Source organism: Neorhizobium sp. LjRoot104 (genome assembly GCF_964253725.1).
Classification (GTDB): domain Bacteria; phylum Pseudomonadota; class Alphaproteobacteria; order Rhizobiales; family Rhizobiaceae; genus Neorhizobium.
The window spans coordinates 4,443,715-4,467,724 of record NZ_CAXURS020000001.1 but is presented as its reverse complement, the minus strand read 5'-3'; the positions used below and the strand labels follow the sequence as shown (position 1 = coordinate 4,467,724).

At 62.2% G+C, this 24,010-nt stretch carries 27 protein-coding genes; 23 read left to right on the top strand and 4 right to left on the bottom strand.

Annotation, left to right across the window (positions count from 1 at the left end; genetic code table 11):
* The first annotated feature begins 49 nt into the window (after positions 1 to 49).
* The 7 genes from dnaN to ACSQ8R_RS21865 all read left to right on the top strand — a co-directional run bounded on the left by dnaN (position 50) and on the right by ACSQ8R_RS21865 (position 5,105).
* Positions 50 to 1,168 (top strand): DNA polymerase III subunit beta, encoded by a 1,119-nt coding sequence (gene dnaN / locus ACSQ8R_RS21895; RefSeq protein WP_210010467.1) that lies wholly within the window; start codon positions 50 to 52, stop codon positions 1,166 to 1,168.
* A gap of 124 nt (positions 1,169 to 1,292) precedes the next feature.
* Complete coding sequence (gene pmtA / locus ACSQ8R_RS21890; RefSeq protein WP_436255305.1) at positions 1,293 to 1,886, top strand: phospholipid N-methyltransferase PmtA; 594 nt, start codon at positions 1,293 to 1,295, stop codon at positions 1,884 to 1,886.
* A 2-nt stretch (positions 1,887 to 1,888) separates the two neighbouring features.
* Positions 1,889 to 2,482, top strand: coding sequence for a histidine phosphatase family protein (locus ACSQ8R_RS21885; RefSeq protein ID WP_436255304.1), 594 nt, complete (start codon positions 1,889 to 1,891; stop codon positions 2,480 to 2,482).
* Positions 2,479 to 3,171, top strand: coding sequence for an orotidine-5'-phosphate decarboxylase (gene pyrF / locus ACSQ8R_RS21880; protein WP_436255303.1), 693 nt, complete (start codon positions 2,479 to 2,481; stop codon positions 3,169 to 3,171). The genes ACSQ8R_RS21885 and pyrF overlap by 4 nt, the downstream gene beginning before the upstream one ends.
* 151 nt (positions 3,172 to 3,322) lie before the next feature.
* A complete protein-coding gene (locus ACSQ8R_RS21875) occupies positions 3,323 to 3,610 on the top strand; it encodes a DUF1330 domain-containing protein (protein WP_436255302.1) in 288 nt (95 codons plus the stop codon).
* A 102-nt stretch (positions 3,611 to 3,712) separates the two neighbouring features.
* Complete coding sequence (locus ACSQ8R_RS21870) at positions 3,713 to 4,693, top strand: complex I NDUFA9 subunit family protein (RefSeq protein ID WP_436255301.1); 981 nt, start codon at positions 3,713 to 3,715, stop codon at positions 4,691 to 4,693.
* 259 nt (positions 4,694 to 4,952) lie between these two features.
* The gene (locus ACSQ8R_RS21865; protein WP_007763306.1) at positions 4,953 to 5,105 is read left to right on the top strand and encodes a hypothetical protein; all 153 of its coding nucleotides are present in this window, start codon (positions 4,953 to 4,955) and stop codon (positions 5,103 to 5,105) included.
* A 38-nt stretch (positions 5,106 to 5,143) separates the two neighbouring features.
* On the opposite strand, the gene ACSQ8R_RS21860 is transcribed toward ACSQ8R_RS21865, so the two are convergent.
* Positions 5,144 to 5,950: an undecaprenyl-diphosphate phosphatase gene (locus ACSQ8R_RS21860; RefSeq protein ID WP_436255300.1), complete on the bottom strand. Its 807-nt coding sequence runs from the start codon at positions 5,948 to 5,950 to the stop codon at positions 5,144 to 5,146.
* 156 nt (positions 5,951 to 6,106) lie between these two features.
* Here ACSQ8R_RS21860 and ACSQ8R_RS21855 point away from each other — a divergent pair, with 156 nt between their 5' ends.
* The 13 genes from ACSQ8R_RS21855 (at position 6,107) to guaA (ending at position 19,499) form a co-directional block, all read left to right on the top strand.
* A complete protein-coding gene (locus tag ACSQ8R_RS21855) occupies positions 6,107 to 6,799 on the top strand; it encodes a glutathione S-transferase family protein (protein WP_037079594.1) in 693 nt (230 codons plus the stop codon).
* Entirely contained in the window at positions 6,780 to 7,955 is a 1,176-nt protein-coding gene (gene queG / locus ACSQ8R_RS21850) for a tRNA epoxyqueuosine(34) reductase QueG (protein WP_436255299.1), read from the top strand. Before ACSQ8R_RS21855 ends, queG begins: the two co-directional genes overlap by 20 nt.
* Entirely contained in the window at positions 7,955 to 8,827 is an 873-nt protein-coding gene (locus ACSQ8R_RS21845; protein WP_436255298.1) for an SDR family oxidoreductase, read from the top strand. Before queG ends, ACSQ8R_RS21845 begins: the two co-directional genes overlap by 1 nt.
* Before the next feature lie 382 nt (positions 8,828 to 9,209).
* Positions 9,210 to 9,620, top strand: a complete 411-nt coding sequence (locus tag ACSQ8R_RS21840) for a septal ring lytic transglycosylase RlpA family protein (RefSeq protein ID WP_436255297.1) — start codon at positions 9,210 to 9,212, stop codon at positions 9,618 to 9,620.
* A 97-nt stretch (positions 9,621 to 9,717) separates the two neighbouring features.
* A complete protein-coding gene (locus ACSQ8R_RS21835) occupies positions 9,718 to 11,007 on the top strand; it encodes an RsmB/NOP family class I SAM-dependent RNA methyltransferase (RefSeq protein WP_436255543.1) in 1,290 nt (429 codons plus the stop codon).
* Positions 11,008 to 11,141: 134 nt separating this feature from the next.
* A complete protein-coding gene (locus ACSQ8R_RS21830) occupies positions 11,142 to 12,419 on the top strand; it encodes an imelysin family protein (protein WP_436255296.1) in 1,278 nt (425 codons plus the stop codon).
* Positions 12,420 to 12,470: 51 nt separating this feature from the next.
* Positions 12,471 to 14,009 (top strand): di-heme oxidoredictase family protein, encoded by a 1,539-nt coding sequence (locus tag ACSQ8R_RS21825; RefSeq protein ID WP_436255295.1) that lies wholly within the window; start codon positions 12,471 to 12,473, stop codon positions 14,007 to 14,009.
* Entirely contained in the window at positions 14,009 to 15,112 is a 1,104-nt protein-coding gene (locus ACSQ8R_RS21820) for an imelysin family protein (RefSeq protein WP_436255294.1), read from the top strand. Before ACSQ8R_RS21825 ends, ACSQ8R_RS21820 begins: the two co-directional genes overlap by 1 nt.
* A 4-nt stretch (positions 15,113 to 15,116) precedes the next feature.
* Positions 15,117 to 16,199 (top strand): DUF1513 domain-containing protein, encoded by a 1,083-nt coding sequence (locus ACSQ8R_RS21815; RefSeq protein ID WP_436255542.1) that lies wholly within the window; start codon positions 15,117 to 15,119, stop codon positions 16,197 to 16,199.
* Positions 16,200 to 16,236: 37 nt separating this feature from the next.
* Positions 16,237 to 16,689, top strand: a complete 453-nt coding sequence (locus ACSQ8R_RS21810) for a TspO/MBR family protein (RefSeq protein WP_436255293.1) — start codon at positions 16,237 to 16,239, stop codon at positions 16,687 to 16,689.
* A 71-nt stretch (positions 16,690 to 16,760) separates the two neighbouring features.
* A complete protein-coding gene (locus ACSQ8R_RS21805) occupies positions 16,761 to 17,210 on the top strand; it encodes a PaaI family thioesterase (protein ID WP_436255292.1) in 450 nt (149 codons plus the stop codon).
* Entirely contained in the window at positions 17,207 to 17,860 is a 654-nt protein-coding gene (locus ACSQ8R_RS21800) for a 5'-methylthioadenosine/S-adenosylhomocysteine nucleosidase (RefSeq protein ID WP_436255291.1), read from the top strand. Before ACSQ8R_RS21805 ends, ACSQ8R_RS21800 begins: the two co-directional genes overlap by 4 nt.
* 61 nt (positions 17,861 to 17,921) lie before the next feature.
* A complete protein-coding gene (gene guaA / locus ACSQ8R_RS21795) occupies positions 17,922 to 19,499 on the top strand; it encodes a glutamine-hydrolyzing GMP synthase (protein ID WP_436255290.1) in 1,578 nt (525 codons plus the stop codon).
* Between the two features lie 121 nt (positions 19,500 to 19,620).
* On the opposite strand, the gene ACSQ8R_RS21790 is transcribed toward guaA, so the two are convergent.
* Positions 19,621 to 20,178, bottom strand: coding sequence for a methylated-DNA--[protein]-cysteine S-methyltransferase (locus ACSQ8R_RS21790; RefSeq protein ID WP_436255289.1), 558 nt, complete (start codon positions 20,176 to 20,178; stop codon positions 19,621 to 19,623).
* Positions 20,179 to 20,508: 330 nt separating this feature from the next.
* Between ACSQ8R_RS21790 and ACSQ8R_RS21785 the strand changes: the two genes are divergently transcribed.
* Both ACSQ8R_RS21785 and ACSQ8R_RS21780 read left to right on the top strand, forming a co-directional pair.
* On the top strand, positions 20,509 to 21,165 hold the full coding sequence (locus ACSQ8R_RS21785; protein WP_436255288.1) for a 2'-5' RNA ligase family protein: 657 nt from the start codon (positions 20,509 to 20,511) through the stop codon (positions 21,163 to 21,165).
* 76 nt (positions 21,166 to 21,241) lie between these two features.
* Positions 21,242 to 21,724, top strand: coding sequence for a VOC family protein (locus ACSQ8R_RS21780; protein ID WP_436255287.1), 483 nt, complete (start codon positions 21,242 to 21,244; stop codon positions 21,722 to 21,724).
* A 19-nt stretch (positions 21,725 to 21,743) separates the two neighbouring features.
* On the opposite strand, the gene ACSQ8R_RS21775 is transcribed toward ACSQ8R_RS21780, so the two are convergent.
* Positions 21,744 to 23,186, bottom strand: coding sequence for a methyl-accepting chemotaxis protein (locus ACSQ8R_RS21775; RefSeq protein ID WP_436255286.1), 1,443 nt, complete (start codon positions 23,184 to 23,186; stop codon positions 21,744 to 21,746).
* Between the two features lie 131 nt (positions 23,187 to 23,317).
* Positions 23,318 to 23,482 carry a hypothetical protein gene (locus ACSQ8R_RS21770; protein ID WP_436255285.1) on the bottom strand — a complete coding sequence of 55 codons (165 nt, stop codon included), beginning with the start codon at positions 23,480 to 23,482 and terminating at the stop codon, positions 23,318 to 23,320.
* Positions 23,483 to 23,656: 174 nt separating this feature from the next.
* Here ACSQ8R_RS21770 and ACSQ8R_RS21765 point away from each other — a divergent pair, with 174 nt between their 5' ends.
* Entirely contained in the window at positions 23,657 to 24,004 is a 348-nt protein-coding gene (locus ACSQ8R_RS21765) for an ArsC family reductase (protein WP_436255284.1), read from the top strand.
* Positions 24,005 to 24,010 lie beyond the last annotated feature (6 nt).

The following is a 24,010-nucleotide window of genomic DNA, read 5'->3' as shown; positions in this document are numbered from 1 at the left end:
TCAGGGGTCCGGCCCTGCCGGATCGCCACGGTCGAAAGCGATTGCGTCCATGCGTATTACTCTTGAGCGGTCCAACCTTCTGAAGTCGCTGAACCACGTGCATCGCGTGGTGGAGCGTCGGAACACGATCCCGATCCTTTCCAACGTGCTGATGCGCGCGTCCGGCGCCAGCCTCGACCTGAAGGCGACCGACCTCGATCTCGAAATCACCGAGGTCCTGCCGGCCATGGTCGAGACTGCCGGGGCTACGACGGTTCCGGCGCACCTGCTTTACGAAATCGTCCGCAAGCTGCCGGACGGTTCCGAGGTGCTGCTCGCCACCAATCCGGACGGCGGCTCGATGACGGTGCAATCCGGCCGCTCGAAGTTCTCGCTGCAGTGCTTGCCGGAATCGGACTTCCCGGACCTTACCGCCGGCAGCTTCACGCATACGTTCAAGCTCAAGGCGACCGATCTGAAAATGCTGATCGACCGCACCCAGTTCGCGATCTCCACCGAGGAGACGCGCTATTACCTGAACGGCATCTTCTTCCACACGATCGAAGCCGACGGGGACCTCAAGCTTCGCGCGGTCGCGACCGACGGCCATCGCCTGGCGCGCGCCGATGTGCAGGCACCCTCCGGCTCGGAAGGAATGCCGGGCATCATCATTCCCCGCAAGACGGTCGGCGAGCTGCAGAAACTGGTCGACGATCCGGAAGCGACCGTCACGATCGAGGTCTCGGACGCCAAGATCCGCATCACGCTCGGCTCGGTGGTGATGACCTCCAAGCTGATCGACGGCACTTTCCCGGATTATCAGCGCGTCATCCCGACGGGCAACGACAAGGAAATGCGCGTCGATTGCCAGAGTTTTACCAGGGCCGTCGATCGCGTCTCTACCATTTCCTCCGAGCGCGGCCGCGCGGTCAAACTGTCCCTGACCGACGGCCAGCTGATGCTGACGGTCAACAATCCGGATTCCGGCAGCGCCACGGAAGAGGTTGCGGTCGGTTACGACAATGATCCGATGGAAATCGGCTTTAACGCCAAGTACCTGCTCGACATCACCGCCCAGCTTTCCGGCGAGGATGCGATCTTCATGCTGGCCGATGCCGGTTCTCCGACATTGGTGCGCGACACGGCGGGTGACGACGCGCTCTATGTCTTGATGCCGATGCGCGTCTAGTTCATCAGGGCGGCTGGGAAATTCCAGCCGCCTTTTTTCATGCAGTTTTCCCGATGCGACATTTTTCCTTGCTTTTGCGGCATAGAAGTTCACATAGGGCAAAAAAAGGGAGAGGATAAAAAAAATGGAATTGCGCCTGAAGGAGCGGCTCGGCCGCAAGTTCGACGACGAGATCCGGTTTTTCAAAGGCTGGATCGACGGACCAAAACGGGTCGGCGCCATCTGCCCCACCTCCTCCGTCACCGCCAAGCGCATGGCGAGCGTCATCGACGCCAAATCGGGCCTGCCCGTCCTCGAACTCGGACCCGGCACCGGCATCATCACCAAGGCGATCCTGAAGCACGGCATCTCGCCGGAGAACCTGGTCTCGATCGAATACTCGACCGATTTCTTCCAGCATCTCGTCCGCACTTATCCCGGTGTGAAGTTCGTCAACGGCGACGCTTTCGATCTCGACCGCACCCTCGGCGCCTGGAAGGACAAGACCTTCGACAGCGTAATTTCGGCGATCCCGCTTCTGAGCTTCCCGATGGAGCGCCGTATCGCGCTGCTCGAAGACCTGCTCGACCGAATCCCGGCCGGCCGGCCGGTGATGCAGATCACCTATGGCCCCGTCTCGCCGATCATCGCCCAGCCCGACCGCTACCGGATCAAGCATTACGATTTCGTCGTCCGCAACATCCCGCCGGCGCAGCTCTGGACCTATAGCCGCGGCTGACCATGACGTTCGGTCTCTACATCACCCATCCGCAGGTTCGTATCGACCCGAACATACCGGTGCCAAAATGGGGCCTTTCCGATATTGGCGCCGCCCGCACCCGCGAAGCCGCACAATCCGACTGGGCCAGAAAGCTCGGACGGATCGTCTCCAGCGACGAGGTGAAGGCGATCGAGACTGCGGAAATCCTCGGCCTCGCCTCGGGCGTTTCGATCGAGATCGCCGGGGATACCCACGAGAACGACCGCTCGGCGACCGGCTTTCTGCCTCCGCCGCAGTTCGAGGACGCGGCGAACTGGTTCTTCGCCCATCCTGAGGAGAGCTTCAAAGGCTGGGAGCGCGCCGTGGACGCGCAGAGCCGCATCGTTTCGGCGGTCGCCAGAATTCTTGCCGATCACGATCCACACGTCCCGATCGCCTTCGTCGGCCACGGCGGCGTTGGAACGCTGTTGAAATGCCACCTCACCGGCTCGCCGATCGCCCGCGACCGTGACCAGCCGGGTGGCGGCGGAAATCTCTTCTGCTTCACCCTTGCGGATCGAACTGTCTCATGCGACTGGACGCCCATCGAAAAATGGGAAGGGTTCCAGGCATGAACGCTCGTGATCGCCTCATCGTAGGCCTCGATATTCCGACCATCGGCGAAGCCGAAAAGATGATCTCCGCGCTCGGCGACACCGTTTCCTTCTACAAGATCGGCTACCAACTCGTATTCGCCGGCGGTCTCGAACTTGCACGCGATCTTACGAAGGATGGCAAAAAAGTCTTTCTCGACATGAAGCTGCTCGACATCGACAACACGGTCGCGAAGGGCGTCGAGAACATCGTCAAGATGGGCATGACCATGCTCACCTTGCACGCCTATCCGAAGGCGATGCGCGCCGCGGTCGAGGCAGCCAGGGGTTCCGACCTCTGCCTGCTCGCGGTCACCGTCCTGACCTCGATGGACGAGACGGACCTCGTCGACGCGGGTTACGAATACGATCCGCATACGCTGGTTCTGCGACGCTCCGAACAGGCGCTGGCGGCCGGCATGGGGGGCATCGTCTGCTCCGCCGAGGAATCGGGTGCGGTGCGCAAGATCGTCGGCCCCGACATGGCGATCGTCACGCCCGGCATTCGGCCGGCGGGTTCGGAAGCGGGCGACCAGAAGCGGGTCATGACACCTTCGGACGCATTGCGTGCCGGATCGAGCCATCTCGTCGTCGGCCGCCCGATCGTCAAGGCGCCGGATCCGAAGGCCGCAGCGCAAGCCATCCTCGCCGAAATGCAGGGCGAGCTCTGACGACGAGCCGTTGCGGGAGATGATTTTTCCCGACCGTGATCCGGGATGAGTTCCGGTGGGCGCAAGGATAGCTGAGCAAAGCCCGTCATCTTGACTCGCCCTGGAATTTGCCTGAAGTCACCGCAACCGAAAACACGTTGGAGGAAATATCATGGCCAAGGGATATTGGGTCGCCCGCGTCGATGTCCGCGATCCGGAACGCTATAAGGACTATATCGCGGCGGCCACGCCGGCCTTCGAGAAATATGGCGCCAACTTCCTCGCCCGTGGCGGCGCAATGGCGGCGATGGAGGGCAAGTCCCGCGCCCGCAACGTCATCATCGAATTCCCGACGATGCAGGCCGCCATCGACTGCTACAATTCGCCGGAATATGCGATCGCCATCAAGATCCGCCAGGAAGTGGCGGATGGCGAAATCGTCGTCCTCGACGGCCTTTAAGAACCGCTTGCCGCAGGCGGTGCGGCAGTGGAGACACTTCCACCCGCGCCGCGATTCGGCTAAACAGCACTCATCTCGTCCCACAGGCTCCCGGAGCACGCCATGACCGTCAACAACCTTCCGCCGCTCGTCACCGTTTTCGGAGGATCGGGCTTCGTCGGCAGGCATGTGGTGCGTACGCTCGCCAAGCGCGGTTATCGCGTCCGGGTTGCCGTCCGCCGCCCGGATCTCGCAGGCTTCCTGCTGCCGGCCGGCTATGTCGGGCAGATCTCGCTGGTCCAGGCGAACCTTCGCTACCGCCAGTCGGTTCTGCGGGCCGTCGAAGGCGCTTCGCATGTCGTCAACTGCGTCGGCATCCTGTTCGAGAGCGGCCGCAACACGTTCGATGCGGTCCAGGATTTCGGGGCTCGCGCGGTCGCCGATGCGGCACGGGCGGCCGGCGCCAAGCTCACCCATATTTCCGCGATCGGCGCCGATGCCAATTCGGAATCGTCCTATGCCCGCAGCAAGGGCCGCGCCGAGGCGACGATCCTTTCGACTTTGCCGGATGCCGTGATCCTGCGGCCGTCGATCATGTTCGGGCCGGAAGACAGCTTCTTCAACAAGTTCGCCGCGATGGCCCGCATTTTCCCTGCCCTGCCGCTGATCGGCGGCGGCAAGACGAAATTCCAGCCGGTCTATGTGGAGGATGTCGCCGAAGCCGTCGCCCGCTCCGTCGATGGCACGATCGCGTCCGGCAGGATCTATGAACTCGGCGGCGGCGAAGTGATGACCTTCCGCCAGTGTCTCGAGACGATGCTGCGCGTCACCAACCGCAGCAATGCGCTCGTCTCGCTGCCTTTCGGCATCGCGTCGCTGATCGGCAGCATCGCGTCACTGATCCCCTTCGTCCAGCCGCCGATCACCAGTGACCAGGTGAAGCTGCTGAAGGTCGACAATGTGGTTTCCGATGCCGCCGCCGCGGAAGGCCGCACGTTGCAGGGGATGGACATCCGCCCGACGCTCGTCTCCTCCATCCTGCCATCTTACCTTGTGCAATACCGCCCGCAGGGCCAGTACACCGGCTCCGGCCGCGCGGCCTGATATCATTAACCATATCCAGCGATTTGTTTCGCTTCGATATTCCGGCCGTGCCCGCTGAAAAATCGGGCACGCCTTTGTTGTCGCTCATGTTTCGGGCAAGGATTGTGGCACAAAGGTCGCAGTGGCCGAAGCAGTGGCGTTAACGGCCGGTTCAGCAAAATCCTTTATTGAATTCTTCTAATCCAACCCATAAGTCCTCCTTCACCAAACAAGCGGCGCAACCGTGACGATAAAATCTTCCATCGAAAGGCATTCCTCCATGGGCAAGCCCATCGCACTCTTTTTTGCGTGCGCAGCGCTGATCATCCTCGCGGGCTCGTTCATGGCCCCGACGACGGGAGCCGCTGGCAAGAGCGAATGCACGCCCGCATACGGCGTCGATCCGTGCAGCACGGCATCCATCCATCATTGACATGATCGGGAAGTCGGCGGCCTTTCGGCCGCCTTCTTTTACGCTCCCAGAAGCAGGGCGATGAGGCCCACGGCGCCTACGGCGATTCGCCAATAGGCGAACGGCGCGTAACCTCGGCTCGACACGAAATCGAGCAACGAGCGCACCACCAGTATGGCGGTGATGAAGGCCGCGACGAAGCCAACCGCAATCACCGCGCCATCGTCGAAACTCAAGGCACTGCGGTTCTTGTAGAGATCGAGCGCGAAGGCGCCGAGCATGGTCGGCATGGCGAGAAAGAACGAAAATTCCGCCGCAGAACGCTTGTCCGTTCCGAGCAGGAGAGCGCCGACGATGGTGGCGCCGGAGCGCGATGTACCCGGGATCATCGCCAAACACTGGAAGAGGCCGATCTTGAAGGCGAGCGACAGCGGATAGTCCATCACATCGTGATATTTCGGCCGGAACTCCATCTTGTCGACGGCAAGCAGCACGAACCCGCCGAGGATCAGCATGATACAGATCAGCATCGGCGTCTCGAACAGCACGGCCTTGATGAAACCATGCGCCAGAGCGCCGATCACCGCAGCCGGCAGGAAGGCGATCAGCACCGTGACGACGAAATGGCGCGCCTTCGGGCTGGTCGGCAGATCGGCGGCGATCTGCAGCAGCTTGCGGGCATAGACAAGCAGGATGGCCAGGATCGCACCAAGCTGGATCAGCACCGCGAAGGTGTTGCCGGGCGACCGGAAACCGAGGAAATGGCCGGCCAGGAGAACGTGGGCGGTCGAGGAAACGGGAAGAAATTCAGTAAGCCCCTCGATCAAACCGAGGACGAGTGCGCTGATGATGGACTGATCCGCCATTCTTAATCCTTTATTGAGCAGATAAGGGCAGTTTTAAGCAGTTTATGAGCCGTTGCTTGTCTTGGGCCTACCAAATCCATATAGCTGCCATATGTCAGGCGGGCGCGCGAGGCGCCCCTGCCCCTCCTATACGAAGTTCGTGAAGTTCAAGTATCCATGCCCACTCTCTATCATCATTCCATGTCTTCGGCCTCGCGGTTCGTCCGGCTGATTCTTGCCGAATACGGCTTTCAGGCGGATCTGGTCGAGGAACAGCCGTGGGAAAAGCGGCGGGAATTCCTGACGCTCAATCCGGCGGGCACGCTCCCGGTCTATGTCGATGACAGCATGAGAGTGCTTTGTGGCCCTTCCGTGCTCCTGGAATTCCTCGACGAAACGCATGGCGTGCTGAAGCGCGACCGCCGACTGCTTGCGGAGGACCCGTGGCAGCGCGCCGAAATCCGGCGCCTGACGGAATGGTTCCTGCAGAAGATGGAGCAGGATGTCACCCGGCCGTTGACCCGGGAGCGGGTCTACAAGCTGCAGATGACCACGGCTCAAGGAGGCGGCGCGCCGGATTCGAAAGTGCTGCGCACATCCCGCGCCAATATCCGCCAGCATATGAAGTATCTCTCCTGGCTCGCCGGCTCGCGGCCCTGGCTTGCGGGTGACCGGCTGAGCTATGCAGACCTTGCCGCCGCGGCCTCGATTTCGATCCTCGACTACCTTGGTGAAATCGACTGGTCGGAGACGCCGGTCGCCAAGGACTGGTATCAGCGGCTGAAATCCCGCCCCTCCTTCCGGCCGATGCTTGCCGAGCGCATCCGCGGCCTCACTCCGGTTTCCCACTATGCGGACCTTGATTTCTGACGCGCTTACGCGGGAGGAAGAAAAGGCGCTCCGGCGGCGGGAGAAGCTGACCGCCTTCATCCGCGAGGAAGCTGCGGCACAGGGCTTCGATCTCTGCCGCGTCACCGGCCCGGACAGCATTCCGCGGGCACCGGAGCGTCTGGAGATTTTTCTGGCCGACGGGCACCACGGCAGCATGGACTGGATGGCGGAAACGAGGCTGCGCCGGGCCGATCCGAAGGTGTTGTGGGATCAGGTGCGCTCGATCGTCATGTTCGGGCTGAACTATGGGCCGGACGAAGACCCGCGCGGCATTCTCGACAAGCCCGACAAGGCCGCGATCTCGGTTTATGCGCGCAATCGCGACTATCACGACGTCATCAAAGGCCGGCTGAAGGAGATCGCCACCCGGTTTGCGGCTCGTGCCGGCGAGGACGTCAAGGTCTTCGTCGATACGGCGCCGGTGATGGAAAAGCCGCTGGCGGAGGCCGCAGGCCTCGGCTGGCAGGGCAAGCATACCAATCTCGTCAGCCGCACCCACGGCTCCTGGCTCTTTCTCGGCAGCCTGTTCACCACCGCAGACCTTATCATAGACGCGCCAGAAACCGATCATTGCGGCTCCTGCCGCGCCTGCCTCGACGCCTGTCCGACGGCGGCCTTCCCGGCGCCCTATCGGCTCGATGCCCGCCGCTGCATCTCCTACCTGACGATCGAGCACAAAGGGCCGATCGATCCGGAATTCCGGCCGCTGATCGGCAACCGCATCTATGGCTGCGACGACTGTCTCGCCGCCTGCCCCTGGAACAAGTTTGCCGCAAGCGCCTCGGAAATGAAGCTGCAGGCGCGCGAGGAACTCAAGGAACCGTTGATCGGGTTTCTGCTGACCCTGGACGACGCGGCCTTCCGGACCTTCTTCAGCGGCTCGCCGGTCAAACGCATCGGCCGCGACCGGTTCATCCGCAACGTGCTGATCGCTGCCGGCAATTCCGGTGACGCTGGGTTCATCGGACAATGTCTCGACCTTGCCGGCGATCCCTCGCCTGTGGTGCGCGGCATGGCTATATGGGCCCTGAAGCGCCTGATGACGGATATGGACTTCGCGCGGCTTGCCGAGACACGCGGCGAGGAAGAAGATCCGGAAGTGCGGGAAGAATGGCGACTGGCGGGAGCGGCCTGATGAATGTGATGATCTTCGGATGCGGCTACTCGGGTCATGCAATCGCCGAGGTCTTCCAATCCGAAGGCCACCGGGTTTCCGGCACGGTCAGGACCGCCCAGAAGGCGCTGGAGCTTGCGGCCCGGGACATCAAAGCCTTCGTGTTCGACGGCAGCCCGTTCAGCGAGGAGCTTCTGGCGGAATTGCGCGAGATCACGCACGTGGTGCAGTCGATCCCCCCGGGAACGGAAGGCGATCCGCTGCTGAAGCTCGTCTCCGGACGGTTGCTGGAGCTCTGCCCGAGGCTCGAATGGATCGGCTACCTCTCGACGGTCGGCGTCTACGGCGATCATGGCGGCGGGTGGGTGACCGAGGAAACGCCGGGCAGCCCAATCCTGGGCCGTTCGATCGAGCGGGTCGATACGGAAGACGCCTGGACCACCGAAGGATTGATTGCTGATATGCCGGTTGCAAGCCTGCGCCTCTCCGGTATCTACGGTCCCGGCCGCAACGCCTTCATCAACCTCGAGCGCGGCACGGCGCGGCGTATCATAAAGAAGGGCCAGGTCTTCAACCGCATCCGCGTCGAGGATATCGGCGGGGCCGCCCTCTTCCTCGCGAAGGGCAATATGGGCGGAATATATAACGTCACTGACGACGAGCCCGGTCCGCCGCAGGATGTCATCGTCGAGGCCGCCCGGCTGATGGATATCGAGCCGCCGCCGGAGCAGGATTTCGAGACAGCCGACATGACCCCGATGGCACGCTCCTTCTACGGTGCCAACAAGCGCGTTTCGAACGCCAAGATCCGCTCGGCCGGCTTCCAGTTTCGCTTTCCGAACTACCGGATGTCGCTCGCTGAAATGTGGTCCTCGGGCCGCTGGCGGGGGTGACTTTCCCATTTTGGAACGGTTGAAATTTCCATCTTAATAGGATGATCTAGTCATTCTTTCTTAATACATGCGGCTGAGGATCACAAAAATTGCCCAAATGAGGCAATAAATCTCGCATCACTAAAAATTTTTTTCTGTGGTTTTTGTGATCGCCGCACCATTACGAGTCACAAGGGAACGCTTTTCCGCCTTCTGACTGTTTTTAAAGGTTTTCTTCCGCAGAAGGTTAGCTGGCTTCTTAAAAAGATTCGCAAAAATGTAATCACGAATGTTACAGCCTGTAATGTTCCGTGATCGGAAGCCCCACTTTTTCGCCACTTTTCGCCCCGCTTAGCCGTTTTGCACGCAACGTGCAGGGACAAAACGAACGGGGACGACCGACTTGACAACAATTCGACGCTCGACTTTCGCCGCGGCCTCCATTGCTGCTTTTGCAACTCTCGGCGCCGCGCAGGCCAATGCTGCGCCCGGGTGCGGTCACGCATCCTGGTACGCCCTCGGATCCAAGACCGCATCCGGGGAACGGATGAACCCTTCTCTCATGACCGCGGCACATCGAACGCTGCCTTTCGGCACCAAGGTTGTCGTGACCAACAAGCGCAACGGCAAAAGCGTCGTCGTTCGCATCAACGACCGCGGGCCATTCATCCGCGGCCGGGTGATCGACGTCTCCAAGGCCGCAGCCAAGAACATCGGCATGATCAGCTCCGGCACCGCCCAGGTCTGCTACCAGATCGTCGACGCCAACGACCAGAAGGTCCCGGGCAAGGGCCTGAAAGCGATCGAAGGCTGAGTTTGTTCAAGGAGGCTGTTTGGACCGGCCTCTTGCCCTATCGCGCGATCACGGTTACGACCCGTGCCACACGGGTGCAACCGACACGGAGAGCGACATGCGATTGGGCGGACGAATTGCCGGGGCCATTGAGGTGCTGGCGGATATCGAGACCCGCAGGCGCCCCGTCGCCGATGCCCTCAAGGATTGGGGCCTCGCCCATCGTTTCGCCGGTTCCGGCGATCGGGCCGCAATCGGCAATATCGTCTACGACGCATTGCGCATGCGGCTGTCGCATGCCTGGTTGATGGATGACGAAAGCCCCGCTGCGCTCGCCTACGCGGTCCTCATCCGGCAGTGGGGCCTGACGCTCGAGGCGCTCCAGGCCGAGTTCGCCGACGACCGTTTCGCCCCGCCGGCCTTGACCGAGGCGAACCTCTCCTCGCTCGCCTCCCGCAGTCTCGATGATGCACCCCCGCATGTGCAGGGGGACATACCCGACTGGATCCAGCCATCCTTCGAAGCCAATTTCGGCGAGGACTGGCTGGTCGAGGCCAAGGCGTTGGCCGACCGCCCGACCCTCGATCTGCGCGCCAATACGCTGAAGGCGAGCCAAGAAAAGGTCGTCAGGGCGTTGGAACGTTCGGCCGCGAAGCCTTCGCTCATCGCCCGCAACGGCATCCGGATTGCCGCCGGCGAGGGAGCGTCCCGCCTGCCCAACGTCACCGCCGAGCTTTCGTTCCAGAAGGGTTGGTTCGAAGTCCAGGATGAAGGCTCGCAGATCGTCGCCGATCTCGTGCAGCCGGGCGAACACGACCAGGTCCTCGACTATTGCGCGGGCGGCGGCGGCAAGACGCTCGCCATGTCGGCCGCCATGCACAACAAGGGCCAGATCCACGCCTATGACGCCGACCGCAAGCGACTGGCGCCGATCATCGAGCGGCTGCGGCGCGCGGGCACCCGCAATGTGCAGGTGCATGACGATGCGCGCCAGCTCAACGCCCTGAAGGGCAAGCTCGATGCGGTCCTGGTCGACGCCCCCTGCACCGGCACCGGCACCTGGCGCCGCCGTCCGGACACCAAGTGGCGGCTGACCCCGAAAAACCTCGACGAGCGCATTGCCCAGCAGCAGGAGGCGCTTTCGGAAGCCGCCGTCTTCGTGAAGCCGGGCGGCGCGCTGCTTTATGTCACCTGCTCCATCCTGCCGGAGGAGAACGATGCCCAGGTTTCTCGTTTCTGCGCCGAAAACCCGGAGTTTTCGATTGCGCCGGCCGCGGCGCGCTGGGATGAGATTTTCGGGAAGGACGCACCGCGGCCACGCTCGAAAGATGCACTAACCGTCACGCTTACGCCGGCAAGTACCGATACTGACGGATTCTTTTTCTGTCGCATGCAACGCAAAGTTTGAGTGCGTGCGGACCGAGATCAAAGTCGAGCTCTACTTTCAAATTATTCTAAACTAGATAGTTTGACACCAGTTTCCAATTGCGCGATGAACCCTTTGACGGCCGGGGAGAGATCCGGGCCGTGAAGGAGAGGGACATGATCCGCAAGACCGTTCTTGGCGCCGCCCTGGCGCTTTTCGCTGCCTCCGCGACGTTCGTCGTGACCGAGGCTGAGGCGGCCACCACATCCGCCGCCGTCCTCAAGCATTATGCCGAACTGGCACATGCGAAATACGAGGATTCGCTGACGACCGCGCAGGCGCTCGACAAGGCGGTCAACGCGCTGATCGCCAAGCCCAGCGAAGAGACGCTCAAGGCTGCCAAGGACGCCTGGATCGCCGCCCGCGTTCCCTACCAGCAGACGGAAGTCTACCGTTTCGGCAACCCGATCGTCGATGATTGGGAAGGCAAGGTGAATGCCTGGCCGCTCGATGAAGGCCTGATCGACTATGTCGATGCCTCCTACGGCACCGAGAGCGACGAGAACGCGCTCTATACCGCAAACGTCATCGCCAATCCTAAGATCAAGGTCAACGGCAAGACGCTCAACCTTTCGAAGTTCGACGCCAAGACGCTGCGCAGCCTCAACGAGGCCGGCGAGATCGAGGCGAATGTCGCGACCGGCTACCACGTCATCGAATTCCTGCTCTGGGGCCAGGACCTGAACGGCACCGGACCGGGCGCCGGTAAGCGCTCCTACACGGACTACGACAAGGCCAATTGCACCAACGGCCATTGCGACCGCCGCGCCGAATACCTGAAGGCCGCCTCCGCCCTGCTGGTCTCCGACCTCAAGGACATGGTTGTCGCCTGGGCACCGAAGGGCAAGGCAACCAGGAACGTCGAGGCCAATTCCAAGAAGGGCCTGACCGCCATCCTGACCGGCATGGGTTCGCTCTCCTATGGCGAGCTTGCCGGCGAACGCATGAAGCTCGGCCTTTTGCTGCACGATCCGGAAGAGGAGCATGACTGCTTCTCCGACAACACCTACAACTCGCATCTCAACGACGCGATCGGCATCAAGTCGGCCTATACGGGCGAATACACCCGCGTCGATGGCACGAAGATGACGGGCCCGTCGCTCTCCGAACTGGTTGCGGCGACCGACAAGTCGCTCGACACCGAAATGCTCGGCAAGCTGGACGCGACGCTCGCCGCCATGAACGCCATGGCCGACCGCGCCAAGAAGGTCGAGGCTTACGACCAGATGATTGGCGAAGGCAACAAAGAGGGCAACGCGGTCGTCCAGAAGGCGATCGACGGCCTGATCGACCAGAGCAAGAGCGTCGAGCGCGTCATTGCGTCGCTGAAGCTTGGCAAAGTAGAGCTTGAAGGTTCCGACAGCCTCGATAATCCTGACGCCGTCTTCAAATAAGCAACGAAAAGGCGGGCCGCGGCTGACCTTCAGCCTGCGGCCCGATTTCCCATGAGAACGCCCAAGTCCTTCGTCTTCCTGTTGCCGATCCTGTCGGGCGCTCTCCTTCTCACGCCGCTGATCGCCACAGGCGGCGATGCCCTTTACCCGGCCATCCGCACGGATCTCAATCCGAAGGACCAGAAGCGCGTCGAGAGCGTCACCCGCCCGACGACGGATTTTTCCAAGCCCGAACAGTTCGAGACCATGTCCGGCGGCGCCGCGACCAGCCGCGCCGATGTCAATGGCGACGCCTTCTCGCATTTCTCCGCCAACCTCACCTTCGAGGAAGAAGGGACGTTCAAACTCGGCAACGCGCTGTTCACGAAGCTGTGGGTCTCGGCCCCCTCCTCGACGCAGGCGTCCGACGGGCTTGGGCCCCTCTTCAACGCCCGCGCCTGCCAGAGCTGCCACCTGAAGGACGGCCGCGGCCATCCTCCGGAAGGCGGTGCCGACGCGACTTCCATGTTCTTCCGGCTCGCCCGTCCGGCGCGAACCGACGAGGAACGGGAGGCCATCTCGGATTATCAGAAGCTCAATTTTCCTGACGCAACCTATGGCGAGCAGTTGCAGGACCTCGCGGTACCGGGCCTTGCAGCCGAAGGCCGGATGAAGATTTCCTACGAGGAGATCCCGGTCAGGCTCGGTGATGGCGAAATCGTCAACCTGCGCAAGCCGGCCTATTCGGTTGCCGACCTCGGTTACGGCGCGATGGAGGGCGACGTGACGCTGTCGCCACGCATCGCCCCGCCGATGATCGGCATGGGCCTCATCCAGGCTATCCACGATGCCGACATTCTCGCCAAGGCCGACCCGGACGACAAGGATGGCGACGGGATTTCCGGCAAGCCGGCCATGGTCCGAGACCACAAGACCGGCGAACTGAAGCTCGGCCGCTTCGGCTTCAAGGCGCAGAATGCCTCGGTCCGCGACCAGAGCTCGGCCGCCTTTGCCGGTGACCTCGGCATCTCGACCCCTGACAATCCGTTCGACCACGGCGACTGCACCAAGGCGGAAGCCGCATGCCTCGCCATGCCGACCGGCGTGCAGCAGCGGCTGGGGCCAGTCGAAGCGCCCGATCCGGTCCTGCCACTGGTTACCTTCTATTCCGAGAACCTGGCCGTGCCGGCCCGCCGCGAAATCGGCGACAGGACGGTGCTGAGGGGCAAGGAGATTTTCTACCAGTCCGGCTGCACCGCCTGCCACACGCCGAAATTCGTGACCAGCCGCGATGCCGGCAACAAGGCGCATGCCTTCCAGCTCATCTGGCCCTATTCGGACTTCCTGCTGCACGACATGGGCGAAGGCCTTGCCGACGGCCAGCCGGTGGGCGTCGCAGGCGGCAGCGAATGGCGCACCCAGCCGCTCTGGGGCATTGGCCTTACCGAAACCGTCAACGCCCATACGTTCTTCCTGCATGACGGCCGGGCGCGAAACCTCACAGAAGCCGTTCTCTGGCATGGCGGGGAGGCGCAGAAGGCCCGCGATGCCTTCGCCGCACTTTCCAAACAGGACCGTGCCGCCCTGCTCAGATTTGTGGAGTCACTTTGATGCGCAAAATCCTCCTTGCCGGACTCGTCTCGCTGATCCCCGTCGCGGCTCTCGCGCAGGAGAGCGATGCCGCTCCCACCGTGGATCTGCCGATGGCCGAGGTCACCAAGGTGATGACGGCGGCGGTCGACGGGTTCATCCGGCCGGGTTACGACGCCTTCCACGAATCCGCAGGCAGGATGACGACCGCGATGAAGGCGCTCTGCGAGGCGCCCTCCAGGACGAGTTACGATGCCGCGAAAAGCGCCTTCCGCGATGCGGCGGTGAGCTGGGCGCATATCGAAGTGGTCCGCGTCGGGCCGGTCATCGAGCAGAACCGCTTCGAACGCATTCTCTTTTATCCCGACCGCAAGAGCACGGGACTGAAGCAGGTGCAATCGGTCCTGTCCAAGGTCGATGAGACTGCCACCGATCCCGCCACGCTCGGCACCAAGAGCGTCGCCATGCAAGGTTTCGGCGCACTCGAATATGTGCTTTCGGGTACGGGATCCGACGAGCTTCTGAAGGCGAAGAACAGTTATCGCTGCCGTTATGGCACGGCCATCGCCGGCAATATCGCCAATGTCGCCAAGGAACTTTCCGACATCTGGGATGCGCCCGACGGCATCCAGAAGGCCTGGGAACAGCCGGGGCCGGACAATCCGGATTTCCGCACCGGCGGCGAGGCGATCACGGCGCTGCTCGGCATTCTCGTGCACGGCGCCGAAGCGGTGCGCGACCAGCGGATCGAGACCTTCTACAAGGGGGCCGACAAGGCGAAATTCCCGAAACAGGCACTGTTCTGGCGCTCGGAAAACACCTGGCCGACCATCAAGGGCAATCTCGAAGGCCTTTCCGCCCTGCTGGAGACGTCCGGCATGGTCGCGCTTCTCAAGGAAAAGGACCGACCGATCGTCGCCGCCACCCAGGCGCAGCTCAAGTCGATGATCGAGCTTTCGGCGAAGATCACGCCCGACCTCGAAAGGGCGGTCGAAAATGCTGCTGAGCGCAAGAAGCTCGATACGCTGCTGGCCGACGGAAAGGACGTCATCGCCAAGCTGAACGACGGTTACGGCGGCGCGATCGGCCTCAGTTCCGGCTTCTCCTTCGCGGATGGCGACTAAGACCATGTGGCGCGGCGAGGCCATCGACCGGCGCGGTTTCCTGAAGGCGGCGGGGATCACCTTCACCGCCGCGCTTTCGCCGCGTTCGCTGATGGCGCTAGAACGGGCCGATGCTGTTTATGCCTCCGGTTTTCGCGCCCCGGACGGCTCGTTCGGTGTCGCCACCGTCTCGGAACGTGGCGAGATCATCGACCGCGTCGCGCTTCCCGCCCGCGCCCACGGTTTGGCCTATAGCGCGGCCACAGGCCGCACCGTCGCCTTCGCCCGCCGCCCGGGCACGTTTGCCATGGTGTTCGACCCATCGCGGCAAGCCGAGCCGGTGATGATCACCTCGCCGGAAGGGCGGCACTTCTACGGACACGGCCATTTCTCGCCGGATGGAACGCGGCTCTATGCCAGCGAGAACGATTTCGACGGTAATCGCGGCATGATCGGCGTCTACGAAGCCCGCGACAAATTCCGCCGCATCGGCGAGTTCGACGCCCATGGCATCGGCACCCATGACATGACCGTTTCCGATGACGGCAGGCTGCTGGTCGTCGCCAATGGCGGCATCGAGACCCATCCGGATTTCGGCCGCGCCAAGCTGAATGTCGATCGCATGGACCCCTCGCTGGTGCTGCTCGATGCGAAGACCGGCGCCCTCATCCAGCGGCACCGCCTGCCCTCCTCGCTGAAGCAGCTCTCCACCCGCCATCTCGACATTGCAGAAAACGGCCAAATCTGGTTCGCCTGCCAGTGGGAAGGGGCGCGCAACGCCCTGCCCCCGCTTGCTGGCTGGTTTTCCAAGGGCGAGGACCTGTCCTTTGTCTCACTGCCCGAGGAAACGACGGTCCGGCTGAGCAACTATGTCGGCGCCATTGCCATCAACCGCCGCGACGGCGTCGTCGGCCTCACCTCGCCGGTCGGCGGGGCCGCCGTGACGCTGGACGCCAAAACCGGGGCGGTGGTGAAGGAAGAGGCCGTCCGCGAGGCCGCCGGCGTTGCGCCGGCCGCGCATGGCATCGCTGTTTCCTCCTATGACGGGCAGTTCAACGGCACCCGCAGCAAGGTTGCCTGGGACCAGCATATCGTCCGGCTGGACTGACCTTTTCCCGCTGCCGAAGCGCCCTAGTTGGGGCCGCATGACCAAAACTGTCGTTACGATCCTCTTCATCGTCGCCTGCGTCGCACTCGGCGCCTTGAGCGGCGCAAGCAACCAGCCCGGCCAATGGTATCAGTCTCTCGACAAGCCATTCTTCAATCCGCCAGGCTGGATCTTCGCGCCGGTGTGGACGTTCCTCTACATCCTGATCGGCGTCGCGCTTTCCGCGACCTGGTATGACGAGAACAACGGCCGCCGCCTCGTTCTCTTTGCCATCCAGGCGGTCCTCAACCTTCTGTGGTCGCCAGCCTTCTTCGGCCTGCAGAGCCCGGTTCTCGGCCTGGTAATCATTGTGCCGTTGCTCGTCTCGATCCTGCTGTTCATCGCCGCAAGCTGGCGGGAAAATCGTACCGCCGCATGGCTTTTCGTGCCCTATGCTCTGTGGGTCGCCTTCGCGACGCTCCTCAACCTGTCGATCGTTCTCCTGAATTAAGCACGTGCCATCCGATGGCTTGCCGAACACCCTCCGCCATGCCAATTTCGCAACTGCGAAAGGGATGGGACATGAACGGGAAAGATACCGGTGACTTCCGCGAACGGGTGCGCCAAAGCTTTGGCCGACAGGGCGCGATGGCGATGCTCGGCGCCGAGCTGACACGCGTCGAACAGGCGATGGTCGAGATCGAGTTGCCTTTCGACATCAAGCTCACCCAGCAGCACGGTTTCCTGCATGCCGGCGTGATTTCCGCGGCGCTCGATGCGGCCTGCGGTTATGCCGCCTATACGGTGATCGAGCCGGATGCCTCGATCCTGACCATCGAATTCAAGGTGAACCTGATGTCTCCCGGCCGCGGTGATCGCTTCCTGTTCCGCGGCGAAATCACCAAGCCGGGTTCGACCATCATCGTCGCCGATGGCCGCGCCTATGCGATCGGCGACGGCCCCGCCAAACTGATCGCTTCCATGACCGGCACCATGATGGTGATCCGGGGCCGAGAGGACGTAACCGGATGACTTCTCAACTTCCCCTCGGCGAACCGAGCCTTGCGGGCGGCAAGTCCATACTCTTCGTGATGGCGGTCGATGCCGAATACGGCCCGGCACTCAAATCCCGCATCAAGCCGCTGATGACCGGCGTCGGCCCGGTCGAGGCAGCCGTCGTGCTTTCCCATGCGCTGACGAGGCTCGAAGCAACGGGCGACCTGCCCGATCTCGTCGTCTCGCTCGGCTCGGCCGGCTCGCGCAATCTCGAGCAGACGGAAATCTACCAGGCCTCGTCGGTCGCCTATCGCGACATGGACGCCTCGCCGCTCGGCTTCGAGAAGGGCCACACGCCGTTCCTCGACCATCCGGCGATCATGCCGCTTTCCCTGCGCATCCCCGGCGTCAGGGAAGCTTCGCTGTCGACCGGCGGCAATATCGTCTCAGGCGCCGCCTACGATCTCGTCGGCGCCGACATGGTCGACATGGAGACGTTTGCGGTGCTGCGCTGCTGCCAGCTTTTCGGCCTGCCGCTGATCGGCCTGCGCGGCATTTCAGACGGCAAGGAGGAACTGAAGCATGTCGGCGACTGGACGGAATATCTGCACGTGATCGACAAGAAGCTGGCGGATGCGGTCGACAGCCTGTTCGAAGGCCTGGAGGACGGCGCCATCGCCCTTTGAGACCGTGATTTTCGCCTCATTCCCCGTTGCCAGAAAGGGGAAGTTTCTTTAAAGGCTCGGCATGACCCAGATAGCTCATCCCGACAGCATCCTCATCATCGATTTCGGCAGCCAGGTGACGCAGCTCATCGCGCGTCGCATCCGCGAAGCGGGCGTCTACTGCGAAATCCACCCCTTCCAGAACGCAGCCGCCGCGTTCGAGAAACTTCAGCCGAAGGGCGTGATCTTCTCGGGCGGCCCGGCTTCGGTGACCACCGAAGGCAGCCCGCGCGCACCGCAGGCGGTGTTCGACAGCGGCGTTCCGATCCTTGGCATCTGCTACGGTCAGCAGACGCTTGCGACCCAGCTCGGCGGTGTCGTCGAAGGCGGGCACGCGGCCGAATTCGGCCGCGCCGATGTGGAGATCAAGGCCAACAGCCCGCTGTTCGAAGGTTTCTGGGAAGTCGGCGGCCGGTATCCGGTCTGGATGAGCCATGGCGACCGCGTCACCCAGCTTCCGGACGGCTTCGAGGTCATCGCGACTTCCGAAAATGCGCCTTTTGCGATCGCGGCCGACGAGAGCCGGCACTATTACACCACCATGTTCCACCCGGAAGTGGTGCATACGCCCGACGGCGCCAAGCTGCTTTCCAATTTCGTGCACAAGATCGTCGGGCTGAAGTCCGACTGGACGATGTCGGCCTATCGTGCCGAAATGATCCGCAAGATCCGCGAACAGGTCGGCAAGGAGCAAGTGATCTGCGGCTTGTCCGGCGGCGTCGATTCCTCCGTCGCCGCCGTGCTGATCCACGAAGCGGTCGGCGACCAGCTGACCTGCATCTATGTCGATCACGGCCTGATGCGCCAGGGCGAGACTGAGCAGGTCGTCGGCATGTTCCGCGACAACTACAACATCCCGCTCGTTCATGTGGACGCGTCCGACCTTTTCCTGACGCAGCTTGCAGGCGTCAGCGACCCGGAAGTGAAGCGCAAGACGATCGGCCGGCTGTTCATCGAGGTGTTCGAGGCGGAAGCCGCCAAGATCGCCACCGACGGCAAGGGTTCTCCGGCGTTTCTGGCCCAAGGCACGCTCTATCCGGACGTGATCGAAAGCGTTTCCTTCTCCGGCGGCCCGTCGGTGACGATCAAGAGCCACCACAATGTCGGCGGCCTGCCCGAGCGCATGAACATGAAGCTCGTCGAGCCGCTGCGCGAACTCTTCAAGGACGAAGTGCGCGCGCTCGGCCGCGAGCTCGGCCTGCCGGACAGCTTTATCGGCCGTCACCCGTTCCCGGGTCCAGGCCTTGCAATCCGCTGCCCTGGCGCCGTCACCAAGGAAAAGCTCGACATCCTGCGCAAGGCGGATGCGATCTATCTCGACGAGATCCGCAAGGCCGGCCTCTACGACACGATCTGGCAGGCGTTCGCCGTGCTCCTGCCGGTGCAGACCGTCGGGGTGATGGGCGATTACCGCACCTACGATTTCGTCTGCGCACTGCGTGCCGTCACCTCCGTCGACGGCATGACGGCCGATTTCTACCCCTACGACATGAACTTCCTCGGCCGCACGGCGACCCGCATCATCAACGAAGTCCGCGGCATCAACCGGGTCGTCTATGACGTGACCTCGAAGCCGCCCGGCACAATCGAGTGGGAATGATTTTTACCTACCCTTCGGCGGTGTAGGTACGTCTGACGGACCTCGCCCATATTGATCGTGATGAAATTTGAAAGTGCCGTCGGGGGAATGAGGCTCCTGACGGTATTTTTTTTGGCATGTTTCAGAATCCCAGCGATTGCTGTGCCGGTTCCGGCGGCGTCAGGCGTACGCCTTCCAGTTCCAGCATGCGGGTCTTCGACGTCGATCCGCCGGGCGCCGAAAAGCCGCCGATCTTGCCGCCGGCAGCTAGCACGCGATGGCATGGGATGATCAGTGCCACCGGATTTTTCGCCATCGCCTGGCCGACATCGCGGGCGGCTTCAGGACCGGCGCCGAGTTCCCTGGCGATCGCGCCGTAGGTGGTCGTATGCCCCCAGCCGATCCGGCGGGCGGCGGCATAGATCTGCCTGAAGAAATCGTCCTGGCCTTCGAGATCAACCGTGACCTTGGAGAAATCGACTTCTTCGCCCGCAAAGTAACGTTTTACGGCGTCTATTGCTTCGAGCACCTCGGCCGGCGGCCTGCCCGGTTCGGCTTCAGGCAACCGGCGCAGGAGCAGCTTCTCGGTCGAATCCGCGCTGTTGGTCGGGAGCTGGAAACGGGTGATTCCGACGTTATTCCAGGCGATGCCGCAGAAGCCGCGGCCGGTTTCGAAAACCAGGTATTGATGGGTTGCCATGAGGAAAACCTCCGCATTTCGACTGACTTTAAAATCATGCCTACAGGCCGTGGATTCAACCCGTTTTCCTGCCTGCAGCAGCGTATTTCTCACATAATTATTGGCTGAGCTTTCACGGGCGGCCCCCGATTTTCCGGCTGAGCGGATCGCCGCCATTTGCGGCCCCACGCGCGATTGACGGCTGGGAGGCTGAACGTGTGCCGGCGGCTGCCGTCCGCCATGCGGATTAACCATGATTGCAATTGTTCTGCATTTGTTCTTTACTCTCCCGAGCAGTCCCGCTAGGTTCGATTCAACGGCATGAGGTCGCACTACTATGATGGTAGCAAGATGAGCTTGCGCAAGCACGCTGGCCAGCCTTCGCTCCCCTTTGGCGAAGGCTGGCTTCCCAAAGCGACGCCGGCTCGGCGCAAGAGCAAGCTGATGTTCGTGTTGAAGCCGTCGGCACCCGTTGGTCTCGTCATGCATGGCGACGCGACGATCCACGCGGCGAACGAGAATACCCGCGATGCCTATCCCGCCGCTCTTCTCCATATGAGCCTGCTCTGCATGGAACAGTTCGAAGAACCGCCCACGCCGCTCATCGAAGCCGCCAAAATTGTCGCGGCCGGGCTCCAGGCGAGACCCGTGCCGATCACGCTCGACAGCAGCGCCCTGTTCGGAGGCAACCGTCATCTCGCCCTCTATCGCGCCAGGGGCAATCCGGTGGTCAACCAGTTCGCCCAGATGCTGCGCCGCGCGCTTGCCCGTCACAACCTTCCGAATGTCTGGAGGGCGGACGCCGCACCGCATGTGACGCTGATCTATGGCTGCGGACGCATAGAACCCATGCCCATCGAACGGAACTATGCGTGGATCGCCGGCGAGTTCATGCTGGTCTACAGCCACCATGGCGAGACGCGGCATGAGGAGTTCGGACGATGGAGCTTTGATCCGAACGCTCCTGCCTATCCGACGCGGCCGGAACAGCTCCGCATGATGATCTGAAAGAATTTCGCGGGGCGAGTCGGATCGGCGGGCGCCTTGGCGTCCTATGGCCGGTCGCCCATTTGAGGAGAGAAAAATGGCCATCCAGAAGCATAAAATCGTCCCGCATCTCTGGTTCGACAACAACGCGGAAGAAGCCGTCAATTTCTATGTCTCGGTATTCGACAATTCGAGGATCACCGATGTCTCGCGTTATGGCGATGCCGCTCTCGGGCTCAAGGGTTCGGTGATGGCGATGGGCTTCGAGCTCGAGGGCCAGAATTTTGCGGCGATCAACGGTGGACCCTGGGCTAAATTCAACGGCGCGGTTTCGTTCCTTGTTCATTGCGAGACGCAGGACGAGATCGACCACTATTACGACAAGCTCGTCGAGGGTGGCCAGCAACAGCCCTGCGGCTGGCTGACGGATCGTTTCGGACTTGTCTGGCAGGTCAGTTACGCGAGGATGCCGAAGATGCTGACGGATAGCGATAGCGCCCGCGCCCATCGCGTCATGCAGGCCATGTTCTCGATGAAGAAGATCTATATTGCCGAACTGGACGCGGCCTACGCGGGGTAACGCATGCCGCCTCCCGATATCAGACCTTGATCGCGAGACGCAGCCCGCCCCAATGGCGTCCGTTGACGGTGATCGGGGCAGAAATGTCCTTCATCAGCACAAACTCACCGCCGCCCATGTCGCGACGGTAGGTCTGCAGCAGAAAGGGCTCCTTGTTGCGGCCGGCCGCCAGGCCCACGCGGTCATTGAAGATGCGCCGGTTGCGGCAGTTGGCGGTATTCCAGGTCACGTCGCCCGGACGCTGGCGCTGCGAGAATTTTCGATTGTGGGTCGGCAGGTAACCGTTTTCATCTATGGCGGCGCAGAACGCCACCTGGGCGTCGCCTTCGGTTGCCCGTTCCTGGATAGGCGGCAGCACGGTATCGGTGAATTCCGTGAAGCGCGTCATGTACTGGACAGGATCGCTACCGGGGATCGCAACATATTGCCGGTCGAACAATGCCCCAAGATCGATGCGGCCGGATTTTACACCCGCCTCGAAGGCGGACGAAACCTCGGCGGCATAGGCCATCACGGCACGGATATGGGGAGCGTCCGGGGTCTCGATGCCGGCGCTCGCCGTCGTCTGGATCATCCGCTCGGAAATCGTCACCACCTCTCCGACGCGGGACGAGGTCTGCTGCAATTGATCATTGGATTTCAGGATCGCGCTTGCCGCGGACGCTATCGACGAGGCAAACTCGCCGCATTGCCTGTCGACCGTTTCGGTCGTTCCGGCGAGCGAGGACGCCTTGTCGAGGATCTGGGTCATGACGCCTTCGACGCCCTTGAATGACCCCTGAACCTTCATCGCGGTCGTCTTGACGCCCTCGGCCGACTGGCTGGCGCCTTCGCCGGCCATTACCAGCTTGTCGATGCGGCTGTTCAATTGGTCGAGCGTGGTCTGGATCGAACTGGTGGTCTGGGAGGTTTGCAGCGACAGCGCGCGTACCTCCGCGGCGACCACGGCGAAACCCTTGCCGGCTTCGCCCGCACGTGCCGCCTCGATCGCGGCATTCAGTGCCAGAAGGTTCGTCTGCCGGGCGATCATGCCGATCGCGTCTGCCAGACGCCCGACATCTCCGAGCGCCGTTGAAAACAGCTTGATCTCGGCGCCGATCTCCTGCGACGCATGCACCATGTGATCGATCGCAGTGATCGAGCCGGAAAGCTGTTCGGCCTGTTCGCCGAGCACCTTGCGCGCATTTGCCGTCAGCTTGTCGGATTCCTGAAGGGAGCGGGCAACGTGGCCGTTGGCGTCCGCGATCGATTGGGCGGACTGGGTCAGGCGGCCAAGCAAGGTCGCGTGTGCTGAGGATTGCGCGGCCGTATCCTGGATGGCACCGGCGATATCGACCAGGTGAAGGCCGAGCGCGGAAGCCTCGTTCGCCAGTTTGGCGACGGACCGCTTCAACACCTCGCCGTCGACAGACACGGGCCCCGACGGCGCTTCTTCCCTGACAATCTGCCCGACCAAATCCACATCTCCCGGAATATTAGGAGAATATAGGATGGCATGGTTAACGGACAGTTTCCGCGAGTACTTTGCAAAGCCTTATACTTAAGGCTGAGACGCGGTCACCTTCCCAGCCAGGCAAGGCCGGGAAAGATCGATTAGCCGAGACGATCGAAAGCCTTCGGGTCGATGCCGAGGGTGGTCAGGTCGCGGCTGGTCGGGCGGCGGTGGTTTTCAACGGCAGCCGAAACCGAGATTGCGGCGCTCATCACTGCGAAGGCGCGGCCAATGGCGCTGCCACGGATTTTCTTCTGTACGGACATGTGAAACTCTCCTTTTTCGTTCTGCTAAAATATGATGCCTGTGCTGTTTTTGTGCAATGCACAACGGAACAGGGGAGCCATGCAACTGTCACATAACAACCGTTAACTACGCCGAGAGGCTTGCACGGCAAGGGGTGCACTTGGTATCGGTCGGGCCGAGATGAAGAGGCTTCGATGGCAATCACGATCTACGGCATCAAGAACTGCGACACGATGAAGAAGGCGCGCGACTGGCTCGACCGCAAGGGCGTCACTTACACCTTTCACGACTACAAGGCCGAGGGCATCGACCGTGCTCATCTCGATACCTGGACGGATCGCGCTGGCTGGGAGATCGTGCTCAACCGCGCCGGCACGACCTTCAAGAAACTCGACGAAGCCGACAAGACGAACCTCGACCGTGAGAGGGCGATCACGCTGATGCTCGCCCAGCCCTCGATGATCAAGCGGCCGGTCCTGGAGGCGGACGGAAAGCTGATCGTCGGTTTCAAGCCGGAGGTTTACGAAGAGGAAATCGGCTGATCCGTT

Coding starts and splice junctions, on each gene's coding strand:
- dnaN (WP_210010467.1), top strand. CDS start 50: ATGCGTATTACTCTTGAGCGGTCCAACCTTCTGAAGTCGCTGAACCAC.
- pmtA (WP_436255305.1), top strand. CDS start 1,293: ATGGAATTGCGCCTGAAGGAGCGGCTCGGCCGCAAGTTCGACGACGAG.
- ACSQ8R_RS21885 (WP_436255304.1), top strand. CDS start 1,889: ATGACGTTCGGTCTCTACATCACCCATCCGCAGGTTCGTATCGACCCG.
- pyrF (WP_436255303.1), top strand. CDS start 2,479: ATGAACGCTCGTGATCGCCTCATCGTAGGCCTCGATATTCCGACCATC.
- ACSQ8R_RS21875 (WP_436255302.1), top strand. CDS start 3,323: ATGGCCAAGGGATATTGGGTCGCCCGCGTCGATGTCCGCGATCCGGAA.
- ACSQ8R_RS21870 (WP_436255301.1), top strand. CDS start 3,713: ATGACCGTCAACAACCTTCCGCCGCTCGTCACCGTTTTCGGAGGATCG.
- ACSQ8R_RS21865 (WP_007763306.1), top strand. CDS start 4,953: ATGGGCAAGCCCATCGCACTCTTTTTTGCGTGCGCAGCGCTGATCATC.
- ACSQ8R_RS21860 (WP_436255300.1), bottom strand. CDS start 5,950: ATGGCGGATCAGTCCATCATCAGCGCACTCGTCCTCGGTTTGATCGAG.
- ACSQ8R_RS21855 (WP_037079594.1), top strand. CDS start 6,107: ATGCCCACTCTCTATCATCATTCCATGTCTTCGGCCTCGCGGTTCGTC.
- queG (WP_436255299.1), top strand. CDS start 6,780: ATGCGGACCTTGATTTCTGACGCGCTTACGCGGGAGGAAGAAAAGGCG.
- ACSQ8R_RS21845 (WP_436255298.1), top strand. CDS start 7,955: ATGAATGTGATGATCTTCGGATGCGGCTACTCGGGTCATGCAATCGCC.
- ACSQ8R_RS21835 (WP_436255543.1), top strand. CDS start 9,718: ATGCGATTGGGCGGACGAATTGCCGGGGCCATTGAGGTGCTGGCGGAT.
- ACSQ8R_RS21830 (WP_436255296.1), top strand. CDS start 11,142: ATGATCCGCAAGACCGTTCTTGGCGCCGCCCTGGCGCTTTTCGCTGCC.
- ACSQ8R_RS21825 (WP_436255295.1), top strand. CDS start 12,471: ATGAGAACGCCCAAGTCCTTCGTCTTCCTGTTGCCGATCCTGTCGGGC.
- ACSQ8R_RS21820 (WP_436255294.1), top strand. CDS start 14,009: ATGCGCAAAATCCTCCTTGCCGGACTCGTCTCGCTGATCCCCGTCGCG.
- ACSQ8R_RS21815 (WP_436255542.1), top strand. CDS start 15,117: ATGTGGCGCGGCGAGGCCATCGACCGGCGCGGTTTCCTGAAGGCGGCG.
- ACSQ8R_RS21810 (WP_436255293.1), top strand. CDS start 16,237: ATGACCAAAACTGTCGTTACGATCCTCTTCATCGTCGCCTGCGTCGCA.
- ACSQ8R_RS21805 (WP_436255292.1), top strand. CDS start 16,761: ATGAACGGGAAAGATACCGGTGACTTCCGCGAACGGGTGCGCCAAAGC.
- ACSQ8R_RS21800 (WP_436255291.1), top strand. CDS start 17,207: ATGACTTCTCAACTTCCCCTCGGCGAACCGAGCCTTGCGGGCGGCAAG.
- guaA (WP_436255290.1), top strand. CDS start 17,922: ATGACCCAGATAGCTCATCCCGACAGCATCCTCATCATCGATTTCGGC.
- ACSQ8R_RS21790 (WP_436255289.1), bottom strand. CDS start 20,178: ATGGCAACCCATCAATACCTGGTTTTCGAAACCGGCCGCGGCTTCTGC.
- ACSQ8R_RS21785 (WP_436255288.1), top strand. CDS start 20,509: ATGAGCTTGCGCAAGCACGCTGGCCAGCCTTCGCTCCCCTTTGGCGAA.
- ACSQ8R_RS21780 (WP_436255287.1), top strand. CDS start 21,242: ATGGCCATCCAGAAGCATAAAATCGTCCCGCATCTCTGGTTCGACAAC.
- ACSQ8R_RS21770 (WP_436255285.1), bottom strand. CDS start 23,482: ATGTCCGTACAGAAGAAAATCCGTGGCAGCGCCATTGGCCGCGCCTTC.
- ACSQ8R_RS21765 (WP_436255284.1), top strand. CDS start 23,657: ATGGCAATCACGATCTACGGCATCAAGAACTGCGACACGATGAAGAAG.